This window comes from Kitasatospora sp. NPDC001683 (genome assembly GCF_053596495.1).
The window spans coordinates 1-16,461 of sequence record NZ_JBSFGK010000007.1 but is presented as its reverse complement, the minus strand read 5'-3'; the positions used below and the strand labels follow the sequence as shown (position 1 = coordinate 16,461).

The window sequence follows — 16,461 nt, the reverse complement described above, 5'->3', positions numbered from 1 at the left end:
GTGGCGTGTGGTTCGGGGCGGGCGCGCGGGTCAGGCGGTCAGCAGGGCCTTCAGGCCCCGGTCCCAGTCGATCCGGGCGTGCTCCTGCCCGAGCGGGACGAGCCTGACGGTGGCGGCCAGGAACCGCGCGACCGCCCCGGTGGAGACGACGAGCAGGGCGACGCCCTCGCCGCCGGCGAGCGCGATCAGCAGGCGGGTGTCGTCGAACGGCGTGACGTGGACGTCCCCCTCGCCGGAGGGTTCGTGCAGGCCGGCGATGAGCAGGTCGCGCGAGAGCGACCACACGGCCTCCGCCTGGTAGGAGGTGAAGTCCAGCTCCACCGCGTGGGGCTCGCCGGCCCGGTAGGACCAGTCGACGTCCAGGTCCCGGCTGCGGTCGTCGCCGGTCATCAGTCGCATGGTGATCCGGGTGGTGAGACGTTCCATGGCAAGGGTTCCCCTTTCCCGGGTTCCGTCGGGCGGGGGCGGCCGCAGGCCGGCCGTCCCTGCCCGTTCGTCTGTGGTGCCTGCCGGCTCGGCTGCCCCCGATGCCGTGGTCCATGCCCCCGGATCCGCGATCCCTCCGCGGCCGCTCCACCGCCCGGCCGTTCGTTCACGCGATCCTCACAGTGCGAACCGGCATGCGATCGGCCTCGGCGGGTACCCGGGGACGGACCGTACGTCGAGGGGAAAGGACCGACATGGCCACGACCAGTGACGAACTCCTCCACCGCGTGACAGCCCCGGTTCCGGACGAGGCCTCGACGGTCGACGCGCCCGGTGCCGACCGCGCCGCCGTCCCGGAGCGCCCGCGACGGCCGGAACCTCCGGAACGCCCGGACCTTCCGGAACACCCGGACCTTCCGGAGCTCGCCGACGTCGAGGACCCGCGGCAGGTCGCGCCCGGCGACGCCCGCGAGCTGACCAGGGTGCTGCTGGCCCGGCTCTCGACGCTGGAGGAGGGCACCGCCGAGTACTCGTACGTGCGCGCCACGCTCATCGAGCTCAACCTGTCCCTGGTGCGGTTCGCGATCCGCCGGGTCGGCAACCGCCGGGAGCCCGAGGAGGACCTGATACAGGTCGGCTCACTGGGCCTGATCAAGGCGATCGACCGCTTCGACCCCGAGCACGGCGCGGAGTTCGTCACCTTCGCGCTGCCGACCATCCTCGGCGAGATCCGCCGTCACTTCCGCGACGCCACCTGGGCCGTCCACGTGCCGCGCCGCCTGCAGGAGCTGCGCATCACCCTGGCCAAGTCCCGCGACCTGCTGTTCCAGCGGCTGGGCCGCTCGCCGACCGTCGCCGAGCTCGCCCGGCACCTCGACCTGTCGGAGGAGGAGGTGATCGAGGGGCTCGCGGCCGCCAACGGCCACACCGCCGGCTCCCTGGACGCCCCCGCGACCGAGGGCGAGGAGGACCAGGGCCCGCTCGGCCAGCGCCTCGGCGAGGAGGATCCGAGGTACGACACGGTCGAGAACCTGATCGTGCTCAAGCCCCTGGTCGCCGCCCTGCCGGAACGCGACCGCCTGATCCTGTCCATGCGCTTCGGTGAGGAACTCACCCAGTCCCAGATCGGTGCCCGCCTCGGGCTGTCCCAGATGCACGTCTCCCGTCTCCTCAACCGCACGCTGACCAGCCTGCGCGCGGACCTCACCGCCACCTGAGTCGGCCGCACGGCCATCAGGACCACCACGACGCCACGCACGCCACGCACGCCGCCCGCGGCGCGGCCACGGCTCGGGCGCGGCCTGACGGCGGCCTGGCCCCGCGCCGGGTGGCGTGCGTAGGCTCGCGGGGCACACCCCGTGGAGGGGAACACGACGACGATGCCAGCCGAGAAGACGATGCCCGCAGAGAACGAGTCCGTGACCGTGCCGCCGACCACCGCGCCCTCCGAGCCCTCCGAGCCCTCCGACCCTTCCCGGCCGGGCGCCCCGTCCGGTCCCGACCTGGCCGTCCGCACCTGGCACACCGCCACCCGGGCGGCCGTCTGCGCGCTCGCGGGCGACCTCGACATCGAGACCCTGGCCCCCGCCCGGAACACCCTCGACGACCTGGTGGAGCAGCATCCGCCGCTGCTCGTCGTCGACCTCGCGGGCGTCGGCTTCTGCGACTCCTCCGGCCTCAACCTGCTGCTGCGGACCAGGATGGCGGCCGCCGCGGCGGACGTCGGGTTCCGCCTCGCGGCGCCGTCCACCACGGTGCGGCGGTTGCTGGAACTGACCTGCGCCGACACCGTGTTCTCGCTCCACCCGACCGTGGCCGCCGCGCTCGCCGCACCCCGGTGAGCGCCGTGACCGCGCGGCGGCACGCATAATTCGGCAGTGGTCGGGAAACCGAGCAGACGAAGCGGAACACAGTGCCGAGGCAGGAAGGGGAACCCGCACATGACGACCAGCCGGGCAACCCTCGACGGCGACCGGCCGGGCACCGGTCCCAAGCTGCCGCCCGGCGGCCAGCGCCGGCGCCTGCACCTGGCCGGGCTGCCGAAGCCCGTCGCCCGAGCCCGGGCGTACACCGCGCGGGCGATCGCCGACTGGTCGTGGCCGACAGGTGCCTGCGGCGCCGAGGACGACATCGTGCTCCTGGTCGCCGAGCTGGTCGCCAACGCCATGCTGCACGCAGGCGGCCCCGTCGACCTCGTCCTGGACGCCTCCGAGACCCGCCTGCGGATCGAGGTCGGCGACCGCTCGACCGACCTGCCCGAGCCGCGCCGCCCCCACCGCCCGGGCCTGCCCGGCGGGCACGGGCTGTTCATCGTCCAGAACGCCGCCACCCGCTGGGGGGCGCTGCCGCACCGCGACGGCAAGACGGTCTGGGCCGAGATCGACACCGGCCCCGCCGGGCCCGGTCGCTGATTCCGCCGACCGACGAGTCGGCCGTTCGGACGAGGGGCCCGCGCGATCGCCGAGCTGCCGGGGGGATGGCGGCGGCGGGTGAATTGGACTGCCGGATCGTCAGGTTCCCGGTACCATCTGCGAGTTCGACCGCAGCAGCAGCGGCAGGACAGCCAGCACAGTCGGCACAGGCAGGACATGGGGGACGGGCCGTGGCAGGAACCATCACGTTGTGGGTGTTCGGGCTGCTCTGCTTCGTCGTGGCCTTCGCGAAGGAGGCGGCGAGCGGGGCGGGGATCAGCCTGCCCGGGCCGAAGACCGGGGGAGCCCGGTTCGGGGTGATCGCGGTCGGGGTGCTGGCGCTCATCCTGGGGACGGCGATCCGGCCGAAGGGCGACGCGCCCGCGGGCTCGGCCCCGGTGGCGGGCACCGCGGCGTCGACGCAGGGCACCGCGCCGCCCGCGCCGGCCACCACCACGAGCACCGCCGCGCCGGCCCCGCCCGCGCCGTCGCCGACCGGGTTGACCGTGGCCTGGACCGGCCAGGTGGGGATCTCGATGGAGGGCGGCATCGACTTCGACCTGACCCCGCCGTCGCGTCACCCCGGCTTCCCGCAGGGCATCTACGCGACCGGGTTCACCGCGACCACGGCCGTGCTGCGGGAGGAGATCCAGAGCGAGCACGACAGCTTCGGCATCTGGACGGGCCAGACACCGCCGTCCGGTGCCGCCTGCGCCGACTGGGCCGCCAGCCACTCGGGCGACTCGGCCCACGTGAACGTCGGGTCGCTGGTCTGTCTGAAGAGCCCCGGCGGCCGCACCGCCCTGATCAGGATCGACTCCATCGCCCCGGCGGACTACCAGGTGGAGGCCACGGTGACGGTCTGGTCGGGCTGAGGGTCCGCCGGCCGGGGTCCGCCGGCCCGAGGCCCGTGCCGCGGGAGTGGTGCGGAAGGCCCAATGTGCGGCGGGCGCGCGGTGTGCTTACCGGGAGCCGCCGGTGGGCTGACCTAGATTGCCCGACCATGACCGAAAAAGTCGGAATCAGTCGTCGATCGATGTTCAAGGCGCTCCCCGCCGCCGTCCTGGTGGCGGCGTCCGACGGGATCCTCTCCCGGCAGTCCGCGGCGGCGGCGCCCGCGCCCGCGGCCTTCCCGCAGCCGGCCGTCCGTGCCCGGCGGCGGGTGCCCGGCACGCCCAGGGCGGTGCTGGAACAGACGCTCGACGTGCGGTTCACGGACACCGTCATCCCCGGCTACGGGACGGCCACCACCCGCACCTACAACGGGACGATCCCCGGACCGACCCTGCGGGTGCGCGGCGGGGACACCCTGCGGCTGACCCAGGTCAACGGCCTGCCGCCGAACGAGCCCCACAGCGGCGGCCACAACCGGCCGCACAACCTCAACAGCTTCAACCTGCACACCCACGGCCTGCACGTCTCCCCGTCCGGGGACGCCGACAACGTGCACCGCGAGTTCGCCCCGCGCACCGCCGACGAGGTCGACGCCGGCGCCCCCGAGCCGCAGTACCTGACCACCGTCGACATCCCGGCCGACCACCCGGCCGGCACCCACTGGTACCACCCCCACCTGCACGGCGCCACGGCCGTGCAGATCGTCGGCGGAATGGCCGGGGTCCTCATCGTCGAGGGCGACGTCGACGAGGTGCCCGAGATCGCGGCGGCCGCCGACCTCGTGGTCTGCGTCAACGAGCTCAGGCTCAAGGACGGCAAGGTCCCCGACTTCACCACCGGCAACGCGCTGACCGCCGTCCCGGCGACCCTGACCGTCAACGGCGCGGTCAACCCCACCCTCACGCTGCGCCCGGGCGAGGTGCAGCGCTGGCGGCTGGTCTGCGCGACGGCCTTCACCGCGCTGCCGCTGCGGCTCACCGACGGCGAGCAGAACCTCACCTTCCACCAGATCGCCCAGGACGGCGTGACCTTCCCGGCCACGGTCGCCACCGACCGGCTGCGGCTGGCCATGGGCAACCGGGCCGACGTGCTGGTCCGCGGCGGCGACCCCGGCCGCTACGAACTGCGGGCCGACAGGGTGACCGAGCCGCTGATGACGGTCCAGGTGGCGGGCGACCCGGTCGACCCGCCGATGGACCTGCCGACCACCCTGCCGGCCGGCAAGCCCTTCCTCGACGCCGACGACATCGCCAACCCGGACACGGACCGCGAGGTGGTCTTCCACGTCGACCCCGGCGTCCTCGCCGGGCCGTTCCCCAACGCCTTCCGCGTCCTGGGGAGCAACCCGACCCCCGCCGCCGACCCCGACGGCGACCTCACCCGGGACCCGGCCTACGGGCTGTTCGACCCCGGCTACGTCAACCACACCCTGGGGCTGGACACCGTCGAGCGGTGGACGCTGCGCACCGACGAGACCAACCCGGCCTTCAGCCACCCCTTCCACCTGCACACCAACCACGTCCTGGTCACCCACCGCAACGGCGAGCAGCTCGACCCGCCGGTCTGGCAGGACACCATCGACCTGGCCGGCGGCGAGCCCGGCGACACCGTCACCTTCCTGGTCCGGTACGAGGACTTCACCGGCAGCACCGTCGCCCACTGCCACCAGCTCCAGCACGAGGACCTCGGAATGATGCAGACCGTCGAGTACGTCGAGCCGAGACGGCCGGGCGGTCAGATGCCGACGTAGTTCTCGGCGAACCAGTCCTGGTGGGTGCGCGAGGTGCGCAGGGACTCGATGCGGGAGCGCCGCATGGCTTCGTGGAAGTACGAGCCCTCGTCCGGTCCGGCCGGGGCGTGCAGGAGCTGGATCATCCAGTGCGCGAACTCCTGCGCGCGCCAGATGTGTTCGAGGCAGCGCCGGGAGTACCGGTCGAGCGCCCGGGAGTCGTGGTGGGCGAGCTCGTCGATCAGTGCCTCGGCGAGGAGTTCGGCCTCCAGGACGGCGAGGTTGGCGCCCTTCGCGGCGGCGGGGGCGGGCAGGCTGGCGGCGTCCCCGGCCAGCAGCAGCGAGCCGTGCCGCAGCGGTTCGATCACGTCGGACTCCAGGTCGATGACGGAGCGCTGGAGGATCCGGCCGTGGTGCAACGGCCCGTGTTCGGCGGTGTACATCCGCAGGTCGAGCTCCGCCCAGATCCGCTCCTCGGACCAGGCGTCGGCGGGGATGCCTCGCTCGTACTGCAGGTAGTAGCGGGTGATGTCGGCGGTGCGGGCCATGTGGCCGGCGAAGCCGTGGGGGTGCAGGGCGTAGCCGACGGCGTCCAGGCTCGGGGGTGCCTCGGCGAGCAGGCCGAGCCAGGTGACGCCGTGGTCGCGGTGGTGGCGGAGGGTGCCGGTCGGCAGGGAGCGCCGGGCGGCGCCGTGGCGGCCGTCGCAGCCGGCCACGTACCGGGCCCGCCAGCGGTCGGGGCGGCCGTCGGCCTCCTGGACGGCGACGGTGGGGCGGGGGCCGGCGGCGTCCTGCACGGTCCGGGCCTCGGTCTCGAAGTGGATCCGGCCGCCCGCGTCCAGGTAGTGGGTCAACAGGTCGGTGACCAGGTCCTGCTGGGGGTAGACGGTGTGCTGCTCGTGGCGGCCGAGGGCGCCGTAGTCGAGCCGGAAGCTGCCGTCCTCGGTGCGGAACTCGCAGGTGCCGTGCGGGCGGCCGCGCCGGTGCAGGCCGTCGGCCAGGCCGTGGCGCTCCAGGACGCGGACGGTGTTGGCGGCGAGGAAGCCGGCCCGCGCCCTGGTCTGGACGTGGGCGCGGTCGGCGCGTTCGAGGACGACGCAGTCGATCCCGGCGGCGTGCAGGAGGTTCGCGAGGGTGAGGCCGGCCGGTCCGGCGCCGAGGATGAGGACGTCGGCGGATTCCCGGGCTGTTCGGATGGTCTGACGTTCGGTCACAGTACGGGGAGCTTAGTCGCCGAGCGCCTGACCGGGGACCGCGCCCGGACGACCCGGTCCGGCCCGGTGGCCGTTCCGGCCGCCTCCCGAGCGTCCCGAGGCCGTCCCGGCGGCGTCCCGGCGCCGTCCCACCGCGTCCCCGGAGTTGCCCGGGACGTCCCCGGTGCCGCCGACCCGTGGCGGGACGGCCGTCCGGCCCCGAGAGTGGGCGGCACCGCCTGATCACCCGACAGGCGCCGGAGGGGATGGAATGACCGTGAAGAAGACCCTGCGCGGGCTGGCCGTGGCCGTGCTCGCGTTCGTCGCGATGGCCCTGCTGCCCGCGCAGGCCCAGGCGCTGGACAGCACCACCTGGGTCCAGCGCAACCTGGTGGGCATCGGCTACCTGGCGAGCAGCGGCGTCGACGGCAACTACGGCCCGCAGACCACCGCCGCCGTCCGCAGCTTCCAGCACGACAACGGCCTCGACGAGGACGGTGTGTACGGCGCCCGCACCGAACTCGCCCTGCACAACAAGGTCGCCGAGGTCCAGCGCGCGGCCGGCGCCGGCGCGGACGGTGCCTACGGCTCCGGCACGACCGGCTCCGTCACCGACTGGCAGCGCGCCCACAACCTGAGCGCCGACGGCATCGCCGGCCCGGCCACCATGAACGCCATGGGCGTCGCCCGGACCGTGCAGATCACCGCCCAGTGGAAGTTCCCCAGCCACGGCTGGAGCGTGAGCGGCCAGTTCGGCTGCCTGGACCAGATCTACGTCCACGAGAGCGGCTGGAAGGTCTACGCCACCAACCCGTCCTCCGGGGCGTACGGCATCCCGCAGTCGCTGCCCGGCGACAAGATGGCCACCGCCGGCTCCGACTGGCAGACCAACCCGGCCACCCAGCTCCAGTGGGGCCTGGACTACATCAAGGGCCGCTACGGCGACCCGTGCTCGGCCTGGAGCTTCTGGCAGGCCCACAACTGGTACTGATCGGCCCCGCACAGCCCTGTTGACGTCTTCCCCGTGCCGACTCCTCGAAGGAGCACGTAGTGAACAGCTCTTCCCTCGACCGCCGCGCACTCCTGCGCTACGGCACCGGCGCCGTGGCCGCGGCCGGGCTCGCCGCGGTCGCCAACATCGGGTTCGCCCGCCCGGCGGCCGCCTACGGCTGGTCCGGAAACCTCAGTGAGGGCTCCTCCGGTTCGGCCGTGGCCGAGCTGCAGATCCGTGTCGCGGGCTGGGCGGCGGACTCCGCCTCGCAGACCTACGTGGCCGTGGACGGCTCCTTCGGGCCGGGCACCGCCGCCGCGGTGCGCCGCTTCCAGGCCGCGTACGGGCTGAGCGCGGACGGCGTGGCCGGCCCGCAGACCTTCGGCGTGCTCAACTCGCTGGAGAAGTCGGACGGTTCCACCGCCCACTTCAACTGGTCCGAGTTCACCAGCCACGACGGCTCGGGCTTCGGCGGCGGCAACGTCGGCTCCGGCGAGGTGCAGGAGAACGTCCGCCGCACCATGTACAAGCTGGAGGCGCTGCGGAAGAAGGCGGGCGACCGCGCGATCACCATCAACTCCGGCTTCCGCAGCACCGCGTACAACTCCTCGGTGGGCGGCGCGGGGAACTCCATGCACACCTACGGGGTGGCCGCCGACATCGCGGTCTCCGGCCTGTCCACGCTGTCCGTCTACCGGATCGCCGAGACCTGCGGCTTCTCCGGCCTGGAGACCTACACCGTCTCCTGGCAGCACGTGGACAGCCGGATCGAGCACTCCAACTACGGGTCGGGCTTCTGGTGGTGGCAGGACGGCGTCGCGTAACGGCGAGCGCCCTCCGAACACCGCGGCACCGCGCCCTCCCCACGGGGGCGCGGTGCCGCGCTGCGTCGTGCCGCTCGCCGCCGTCAGGCTCCGCGCCGGAACGGCCGCCGGCCGGTGGCGGCCAGCACTCCGCCCGCGCCGAGCGCCAGGGAGAGCAGGGCCACTCGCCGCAGCAGGGCGGCCTGCCGACGGTGCGGGCAGGGGGAGTCCGCGTCCTCGGCCGGGCCCCCGCCGTGGGCCGGGGCGGCCTCGGGGCCCGTCGTACCGGGAGCCGGGGCGGCGCCCGGTGCGGTGAACGTGATGCGGCGGCTGTCCGCGAGGCGCCACAGCTCCAGCAGGTGTTCGGCGTCGCCCCCGCAGACGGACGCGATGCTCTGCACCGCGTCGCGCGGGGGGAACTGCTTCCCGTTCACCCACCGCTCCCACGAGGACTTCGCGTAGTGGGTGCGTTCGCTGAGCCGGGCGTAGGTGAGGCCCGACCCGGACTTCAGCGACTGCAGCTCGCTGGCGAGCCGGTCGGCGGGGGACGGTGACGTGGTGGCGGACGCGTGTTGGCGGCCCATGAGGCTTCTCCCCGAAAAGTGCTCTGACACATGACCGGTGCGGCGGTGTGGAGGACCTGGTGACGGGTCGTAGGCGTCCGCTGCCCTGACGCCTTCGGCTTTACCCGCACCAGGAGCGCTGTTGACCTCAGTGCTACCGGTCCGGCCAACTCTGCGGGATCTCCCCTCGATCTTCGACCGTCTCCGATGGTTCTGAGACGATGCGACCCGTATCAGGGCCCCTGACCTGGGGCTTGAGACACCGGGGTGGAGACGGTTGAGACGGTGCACCGCGGGCGGCGGGGGTCGAGGGCGGGGTGCGATTAAACTGATCATCTGAAACTGGATCAGTCCATGTCTGCCGCCGACCCGCCAGAGGTGCCCGCCACGATGAGTCAGTCCTGGAAACCGCTTCCTGACGACCTTGCGGAACCGGCTCGGCGCCTGGCCGAGGAACTGCGCGCGGTCAAGGACGCGCACCGGATCTCGCTCGCCGAACTCGGGAAGCGGACCTACCTCAGCAAGGCGTCCTGGGAACGCTGGCTCAACGGCAAGCGTCTGATCACTCCTCAGGCGCTGGCCGGGCTGATCGCCGCCGTGGACTGCGACGGAGAGCTGCTGACCTCCCTGCTGCGGCAGGCCGAGGCGGCGCGGGACGCGTCCGGGGGGTCCGCGTCCGGGCCGGTTCCCGTTCCGGTGCCGGTCTCCGTTCCCGTGCCGGTCACCGTTCCCGGCTCCGTGCCGGAGCCCGTTCCCGTGCGGCCGACCGAAGCGCCGGTCCAGCTCTCCGCTCCGCCCGTACCGCAGGGCGAACGGTTGACGGACCTCTCCGCCGTCCTCGCCCGCATCGCCGGATGGCGCCGCCCGTGGACCCTGGTCGCCGCCGCCCTCGCGGTCGCGCTCGTCGTGGTCGCGAGCCTGTACCTGCACGGCCGCAACGCCGGTACCACCGCCGCGGCGGCCGGGCCGACCGGGCTCTGCCAGGGCATCGGCTGCGCCGGCAAGGACCCCCAGGTCATGGGGTGCGAGGACGACGACCACACCCTGCTGACCGGCAACGTCGGCCAGGTGATCCTCTACCTCCACTACAGTCCGCGCTGCCGCGCCGCCTGGGCGGGGCTCACCGACGGCGCCCCCGGGGACACCGCCACCATCACCAACAACACCGGCTGGCAGGAGACAGCCCTGATCCACTGGGGCTACGACGCCTACTCGGCTATGGTCGACGCCGGCCCGGCCGACACCACCCTGCGGGTGTGCGGCCACCAGCCGGGCGGCGACGGCTGCATCCCCCTGGTCACCAACCCCGCCGCCCGGGCGAGCGCCATGCCCACCCCCGCCCCGAAGACCGAGGCTCCGCGGAAGGAGACCCCGACGCCGAGCCCGACGCCGACTTCGACGCCCGTACCGACGCCGTGAGACCGCCCCGGTGGCCGGGCGGCGACGGTGCCCGGCCACCGGTGAGCGGCGCTCACCGGACGAAGTTCCTGTCGATCAGCACTCATGCGGCTGACCTCCGGAGGGACCTGCGGACCTGCAGGTGCGTCCCCCGGTGGGGACCGCTCCGCACACGTGCGGTCCCCGGATCGACGGGCCGCTGACGTACTGCTGACGGGCTTCTGACAGGCTTCTGACGGCCGGTGGGCCTCAGACCCGGTGGGCGGCGACGTAGCGCGCCGGGTCGCGCCCGAACTCGCCGTGCCAGCGCCGGAGGCCCTGCTCGGCGAAGGTGTGGCCGGTGGCGACGATCTCGTTCAGGGGGTCCAGGTAGCCGGGGACGTCGGGCGGTTCGAGGCCCGCCGCGACGCGCGCGCACAGGCCGGCCCGGGCGAGGTGGAGCAGTTCGGCGGCCAGCGGGCGGACGGGGTCGTCGCCCAGGCGGGTGGCGAGGCCTTGCACGGGCAGCTCGGTGAGGGCGGCGCGGTGCTGCGCCAGGGTGTGGTGGCCGAGCAACTTCCAGACGGCGGCGCGGGATTCGGGGTGGTAGGTGAGACCGGTCCAGAGCGCCGGGACGGCGCCGATGAACGGGTACGGCGGACCGTCCGAGCCGCGCAGTTCCAGGGTGTTGCGGACCCGGGTGTGGGTCCAGAGCTGGTTCAGGTGGGAGGCCCAGTGGGCGGCCGTGGGGCGCGACCCGTCGTCGTAGCCGTGCCGGAGGAGGTCGGCGAAGGGGCGGTCGGGCGCCGGGTGGTAGCGGCCGTCCGGGGTGCGGTAGTGGATCAGGGGGATGTCGAGGGCCCAGTCGATCACGTCGTCCACGCTGACGTCCGGGCGTAGCGCGGGCGGGAGCACGCCGCCCCGGCGCGGGTCCATCCGCAGCCAGGCCCAGCTGCGGTGGGACAGCAGGCCTTCCGAACGTCCTTCCTGGATCGGTGAGTTGACGAGCAGGGCGGCGACGACCGGCGCGGCGGCCATCTGGGCGCGCAGCTTCTCGGTGAAGTCCGCTGGTGAGAGGTAGTCCAGCGTGACCTGGGTGGACAGCGACAGCGCCATGATGTACCGGGCCCGGTCGCCCGCCGCGCCCAGCCCGGCGAAGTAGTCCCGCATGATGGCGCCCCTGGTCATCGGCACCCACTGGATGTCGGCCAGCCGGTCGAACGGGAGGTTGCCGCCGGGCACCAGGGCCAGGCCGAACCGCCTCGCCAGGTCAGCGAGTTGCTCCAGGGCGGCGCGCATGTCGGACACCGCCTCGGCCACGCTCGGGACGGGCACCGAGGAGTACTCGAGCTGGCCGCCGTGCTCCAGGCTGATCTGGCTGCCGTCCGGGCGCAGCACGCCGGTCAGCCGTCCGGCGTCCTCCTGGCGCTCGCCGCCCCAGTGGGCCAGCACCGCTTCCAGGACCGCCAGCACGCCGCGTTCCCCGAAGTAGCGGGCGGCCAGCCCGGTGGCCGGGTCGAGCAGACCGCACTCGACCTCGATGCCGACCTGCTCGCTCCGGGCGGGTCGGAACGGGGCGCGGAGGTCGTCCCGGGCCAGCTCCCGGTCGGTCACCCGGTGCCCACCCGGATGGCGGTCCGGGGGTGGCCGGCGCGGTCGAGGAGGGCGCCCACCGCGTCGAGGGCGGACCGGGCGGCGCCCTGGCACCAGGCGTGGGCGCCGGACAGGTGCTCGCCGGCGAAGAAGACCCGCGGGTCGTCGGCCGGGTGGGGTGAGCCGAGCACGGCCAGGTAGCGGGTGTGCTCGCCGGGCGTCAGGTGGGCGAAGGCGCCGCCACCCATGCCGGTCTGTACGTCCCAGTCGCAGTGCACGATGTCGTCCACGTCGGCGGAGACGCCGGGGTGGAGCCGCTCGAGGCAGTCCAGGACCAGGGTGTCGCGGTCCGCCGGCGGCAGCGCGGCGAAGCGCCGGGCGTTCGCGCCCCACTGGTAGGCGCCGAGCAGGGCGGTCGGCTCGGCCGAGCGCAGCGGGTCGCGGGCGGCCCAGCGGTGGTCGGCGCTGCCGTTGACCCCGTCCGTGACGGGCATCGCGTTGTCCGACGGGTACCAGCACTGCTGGATCGGCAGGTCGGTGAAGCTCCCGCCGCCGTGGATGCCGTCCTCCAGCTCCCAGCGGCGGCGGGTGAGGTGGAGGACGGTCTTGCTGCTGCTGGCGTAGCTGATGCCGCGCACGGCGTGCCGCTGGACGTGGGGCAGTCCCGGGGTGACGGTGATCTGGTCGAGGGCGGGCGCCGGGACGCAGCACACCACGTAGTCGGCGTGGTCCTCCAGCGGGGCGCCGAGCCGCTTGCCGTGGATCCGGACGCCGTCCGTGGTGAGCGCCAGTTCGTCGATCCGGCTGGAGAGCCGGAGGGTGTCGGGGCGCAGGGCCCGGACGAAGGCGTGGATCAGCGCGTCCAGCCCGTTCACCAGCTCGACCTGCCGTTCGTGGAACAGGCCGAAGTAGTCGACCAGGACCTCCAGTAGCGAGGACTGCTCGTAGTGGGCGAGCCCGCTGGCGTGGCCGATGAGGTCCCAGGCCTCCTGGGAGAGGTGCTCGTGGACGAACTGCCACAGGGACATCGAGGCTGCCCGCTCCAGCGCCGGGTCGTCCCAGTGACCGGCCAGTGTGCGCTCCTGCTGCTCGACGGTGAGCGTGCGCCACACCGAGCCGAGGAGGCGGTCCAGCACCGGGGTCGGGGCCTGTCGTTCGCCGGGGCGCAGTGCGTACGCGGGGTAGATGGTGGCGACGTCCCGCACCCGGACCCGGCGGCCGCGCAGGTGGTAGTAGGCGCGCGGGTTGGCGTTGACGAAGGGGCGGGTCTCCAGGCGGAACCGGGAGACGTAGTGCAGCACGCAGTGGTGGTTGCCGGGGATGCGCATGGCACCCAGGTCCACGTGCGTGCCGTCCCAGAAGCGGTGGGTCCGCACCCGTCCGCCTGGCCGGTTCGACCGCTCGTAGACCACGACGTCGAAGCCGCGCCGCTCCAGCTCGTACGCGCACACGAGGCCGGCGACGCCTGCGCCGATGACGGCGACCCGCCCTCGGGCACCGGTCACCGGGTTCAACAGGGAACGCGGGAAGGCAAAGCTCGTATCGAACATCGACACCGTACCCATCTGGCGACCGGACTTCCGCCTCAGCCTGGTCCAGGCCTGGTTCGTGTGCCACTCGGCGGCGCCGACGCGAGTGACGTGACGGGTCCGGCGGGCAGGGCCAATCTTGCCACCTGGTGACCCGGTTCCGGCGCATCCCGGCGACGTGGTCCGGACGCATCGGCGGCGCACCGGTGTCCGCTCCGGGGCGGCCCTTCGCGGGGAGCCGGAAATCGACCCGGCCGGTATTCCTACCGCGGCGCGAAAGGCCGGTGCGGTGCGCGGCCCGGAGGCATTGTCAGGCGCTCGCCAGAAACCGTGGGATCCGACCGTTCTGAAGGCGCTGGAACGGCCGACGGCGCTGGTCGTGGCGCTGATGGGCCATGCTTTCATCAAATTCCGTTCACGCCCCGGACATTGAGCGTGGACCAGCGCCGGGACGACCTTCTGTCAGTAATTCCTCAGCCCTTGGTAAATCTTGTTCCCAGGCTGCTGCGCCGGGCCGATCCGGCCGGGCATTATCGGCTCCCATGAGTCGACTCACCGTAATACCGCAGGGGGCTTTCGCGTGAGAGCCTTCCGCTTCCTCCCCGCCGTCGCACTGGCCGTCGCCACCGCGGTGATCGGGCTGGCCACCGTCGTGCCGGCCTCGGCCACGAGCTCACGGGTGGACCTGAACGTCCTGGTGGTCACCGACGGCAACCCCTGGGTCGAGGGGATCCGGCAGCAGCTCTCCGCCGAGGGCGTGCCGACCACCGTCATCGACCTGACCAGCAGCGGCCGGGCCACGATCACCGCCGGCTTCCTGGCCGACACCCTGGCCGACGGCACCCCGCACGGGCACTTCGAGGGCGTCGTGCTGCCCAACGACGCGCCGACCCAGCTCTCCGCGGCCGAACTGAGCACGCTGAGCGGGTACGAGCAGACCTACCAGGTCCGGCAGGTGGACGCCTACGTCTGGCCCGGCGCCAACACCGGCCTGTCCGCCCCGACCTGGTCCGGCTCGCTGGACGCCACCACCGCCACCGCGAGCGCCTCCGCCCGCGCGGACGCCTTCCGCTACCTGAACGGTCCGGTGGCCTTCGAGGGCACCGCCGGCGGCAACGGCTCGTACGGCTACCTGCCGACCCCGCTGCCCGACGACCCGGCCACCGGCTCGCACTTCGAGCCGTTCCTGACCGAGACCATCCCCGGCACCACCACCCAGGGCACCCTCGCCGGGGTCTACACCTCCGGCGGGCGCCAGCAACTGGTGCTGACCTTCGCCTACAACTACTACCAGCAGCAGTTCCGACTGCTGGCGCACGGCATCGTGGACTGGGTCACCAAGGGCGTCCACCTCGGCTACTGGCGCAACTACTTCTCCGCCCACATCGACGACCTCTTCAACGCCAACTCCCGGTGGAGCCAGGTCGGCAACTGCACCCCGGGCGAGGGCGACTGCGTCGGCACCGTCCCGGCGACCACGCCGATCCGGATGACGCCCGCGGACGTCACCGCCACCGTCGCCTGGGAACAGCAGAACAACTACACCCTGGACTTCCTGTTCAACGGCGGCCCCAGCCTGGACTACGCGGCGGCCAACGGCGGCACCGACCCGCTGACCACCGCCCTGCTGGCGAACAAGAACAGCTTCATGTGGCTCAACCACACCTACCAGCACCCGTTCCTGGGCTGCGTGCAGAACTTCACCGTGATCCCGTGGAAGTGCCAGACCGATTCCACCGGCGCGATCCAGTACGTCGACCAGGGCACCGTCAACAGCCAGATCCAGCAGAACATCCAGTTCGGCCAGGCCAACGGACTGCCGTTCCGGCCGGGCGAGCTGATCGCCGGTGAGCACTCCGGCACCGTGATGCTGCCGCAGCAGCCCTACGACAACCCGAACTTCCTCGCCGCGCTCACCCAGAACAACATCCAGTGGCTCGGCGTGGACGCCTCCCGGGAGACCGGCCAGCGGCAGATCGCCTCGGCGCTCGGCGTGCCGCGCCACCCGGTCAACGTCTTCTACAACGTCTCCACCCAGTCCGACGAGGTCAGCGAGTACAACTGGCTGTACACCTCGAAGGCCAACGGCGGCAGCGGCAACTGCGAGGCCAATCCGACCACCACGACCTGCATCACGCCGCTGGACCTGACCACCGGCTGGGCGAACTACGTCCTGCCGCTGCAGGTGAAGATCACCCTCGGGTACGTGCTCGGCAACGACCCGCGCCCGTTCTTCATGCACCAGTCGAACCTGACCGACGACCGGCTCGCCCTGCAGACCCTGACCAACATCCTCGCCACGTACCGCGGTTGGTACACCGCCGACACCCCGATGGTGAACCAGACCCTCACCGACGCGGGCACCACCCTGCAGCAGCAGACCGCCTGGCGGCAGACCCAGACCGCCGGCACCGTCAGCGGCTACGTCCAGGGCGGCGTGGTCACCGTCCAGGGCCCGGCCGGCACCACCGTCCCGGTCACCGTGCCCGCCGGCACCACCGTGACCGGCGGCGCCGCCTTCGGCAGCGTCTACGGCGGCGAGCAGTCCGCGTTCACCACCCTCGGCACCGCGCCGACCAGCCTCACCGTGGCCAGCGCCCTGTTCGGCACCGCCCCGAGCGCCGGCGCGACCCCGAGCAGCGGGATCGCGCTCGCCTCCTACTCGATCGGCTCGCCGCACGAGGTGCACCGCAAGGGCAACGCCGTGACCGTCACCGACCCGTTCGGCACCCACGTGCTGCCCAAGCTCGCCGGGAAGCCGGACGAGGAGCTGCACATCGGGAGCACGCACCACCACCCGTACCGTACCCCGGTGGCGCAGACGAAGAAGTAGCCCGCAGCGCGGGCGAACGGCCGGGGGGGGGGGGGGGGCCCCCCCCCCCCCCGGGGGGGGCCGGCGGCCAAGCCCGGCACCCGCAGAGTAGCAGGGGTTGCCGGGTGGGGGGGGGGTGT

The 16,461-nt window shown here is 73.1% G+C and carries 14 protein-coding genes; 9 read left to right on the top strand and 5 right to left on the bottom strand.

Annotated elements, in window-relative coordinates:
- Positions 1-30 precede the first annotated feature (30 nt).
- Positions 31-426, bottom strand: coding sequence for an SsgA family sporulation/cell division regulator (locus tag ACWCYO_RS05495; RefSeq protein ID WP_270141128.1), 396 nt, complete (start codon positions 424-426; stop codon positions 31-33).
- Between the two features lie 254 nt (positions 427-680).
- Here ACWCYO_RS05495 and ACWCYO_RS05490 point away from each other — a divergent pair, with 254 nt between their 5' ends.
- The 5 genes from ACWCYO_RS05490 to ACWCYO_RS05470 all read left to right on the top strand — a co-directional run bounded on the left by ACWCYO_RS05490 (position 681) and on the right by ACWCYO_RS05470 (position 5,481).
- Entirely contained in the window at positions 681-1,643 is a 963-nt protein-coding gene (locus tag ACWCYO_RS05490; protein WP_449783476.1) for a SigB/SigF/SigG family RNA polymerase sigma factor, read from the top strand.
- A 162-nt stretch (positions 1,644-1,805) separates the two neighbouring features.
- Positions 1,806-2,267: an STAS domain-containing protein gene (locus ACWCYO_RS05485; RefSeq protein WP_449783475.1), complete on the top strand. Its 462-nt coding sequence runs from the start codon at positions 1,806-1,808 to the stop codon at positions 2,265-2,267.
- A 99-nt stretch (positions 2,268-2,366) separates the two neighbouring features.
- On the top strand, positions 2,367-2,837 hold the full coding sequence (locus ACWCYO_RS05480) for an ATP-binding protein (RefSeq protein WP_270141123.1): 471 nt from the start codon (positions 2,367-2,369) through the stop codon (positions 2,835-2,837).
- Positions 2,838-3,028: 191 nt separating this feature from the next.
- Positions 3,029-3,712 (top strand): hypothetical protein, encoded by a 684-nt coding sequence (locus ACWCYO_RS05475; RefSeq protein WP_449783474.1) that lies wholly within the window; start codon positions 3,029-3,031, stop codon positions 3,710-3,712.
- Between the two features lie 128 nt (positions 3,713-3,840).
- The gene (locus ACWCYO_RS05470; RefSeq protein ID WP_449783473.1) at positions 3,841-5,481 is read left to right on the top strand and encodes a multicopper oxidase family protein; all 1,641 of its coding nucleotides are present in this window, start codon (positions 3,841-3,843) and stop codon (positions 5,479-5,481) included.
- On the opposite strand, the gene ACWCYO_RS05465 is transcribed toward ACWCYO_RS05470, so the two are convergent.
- Positions 5,466-6,674 (bottom strand): 4-hydroxybenzoate 3-monooxygenase, encoded by a 1,209-nt coding sequence (locus ACWCYO_RS05465; protein WP_270141118.1) that lies wholly within the window; start codon positions 6,672-6,674, stop codon positions 5,466-5,468. The genes ACWCYO_RS05470 and ACWCYO_RS05465 overlap by 16 nt on opposite strands.
- Positions 6,675-6,924: 250 nt before the next feature.
- Here ACWCYO_RS05465 and ACWCYO_RS05460 point away from each other — a divergent pair, with 250 nt between their 5' ends.
- Both ACWCYO_RS05460 and ACWCYO_RS05455 read left to right on the top strand, forming a co-directional pair.
- Positions 6,925-7,644, top strand: a complete 720-nt coding sequence (locus ACWCYO_RS05460) for a peptidoglycan-binding domain-containing protein (protein ID WP_270141116.1) — start codon at positions 6,925-6,927, stop codon at positions 7,642-7,644.
- A 59-nt stretch (positions 7,645-7,703) separates the two neighbouring features.
- On the top strand, positions 7,704-8,468 hold the full coding sequence (locus tag ACWCYO_RS05455; protein ID WP_270141114.1) for a D-Ala-D-Ala carboxypeptidase family metallohydrolase: 765 nt from the start codon (positions 7,704-7,706) through the stop codon (positions 8,466-8,468).
- A gap of 83 nt (positions 8,469-8,551) precedes the next feature.
- Here the strand turns inward: ACWCYO_RS05455 and ACWCYO_RS05450 are convergent, their stop codons facing one another.
- Positions 8,552-9,031, bottom strand: a complete 480-nt coding sequence (locus tag ACWCYO_RS05450) for a helix-turn-helix domain-containing protein (protein WP_270141112.1) — start codon at positions 9,029-9,031, stop codon at positions 8,552-8,554.
- A gap of 369 nt (positions 9,032-9,400) precedes the next feature.
- Between ACWCYO_RS05450 and ACWCYO_RS05445 the strand changes: the two genes are divergently transcribed.
- Positions 9,401-10,429: a DUF2690 domain-containing protein gene (locus ACWCYO_RS05445; RefSeq protein ID WP_270141110.1), complete on the top strand. Its 1,029-nt coding sequence runs from the start codon at positions 9,401-9,403 to the stop codon at positions 10,427-10,429.
- A gap of 228 nt (positions 10,430-10,657) precedes the next feature.
- Here the strand turns inward: ACWCYO_RS05445 and ACWCYO_RS05440 are convergent, their stop codons facing one another.
- Together ACWCYO_RS05440 and ACWCYO_RS05435 are read right to left on the bottom strand one after the other, a co-directional pair.
- A complete protein-coding gene (locus tag ACWCYO_RS05440; RefSeq protein WP_449783472.1) occupies positions 10,658-12,001 on the bottom strand; it encodes a glutamate-cysteine ligase family protein in 1,344 nt (447 codons plus the stop codon).
- On the bottom strand, positions 11,998-13,485 hold the full coding sequence (locus ACWCYO_RS05435; protein ID WP_449783471.1) for a flavin monoamine oxidase family protein: 1,488 nt from the start codon (positions 13,483-13,485) through the stop codon (positions 11,998-12,000). The genes ACWCYO_RS05440 and ACWCYO_RS05435 overlap by 4 nt, the downstream gene beginning before the upstream one ends.
- 604 nt (positions 13,486-14,089) lie before the next feature.
- On the opposite strand from ACWCYO_RS05435, the gene ACWCYO_RS05430 reads away from it, so the two are divergent.
- Positions 14,090-16,342 (top strand): hypothetical protein, encoded by a 2,253-nt coding sequence (locus tag ACWCYO_RS05430; RefSeq protein WP_270141103.1) that lies wholly within the window; start codon positions 14,090-14,092, stop codon positions 16,340-16,342.
- Positions 16,343-16,461: the final 119 nt, after the last annotated feature.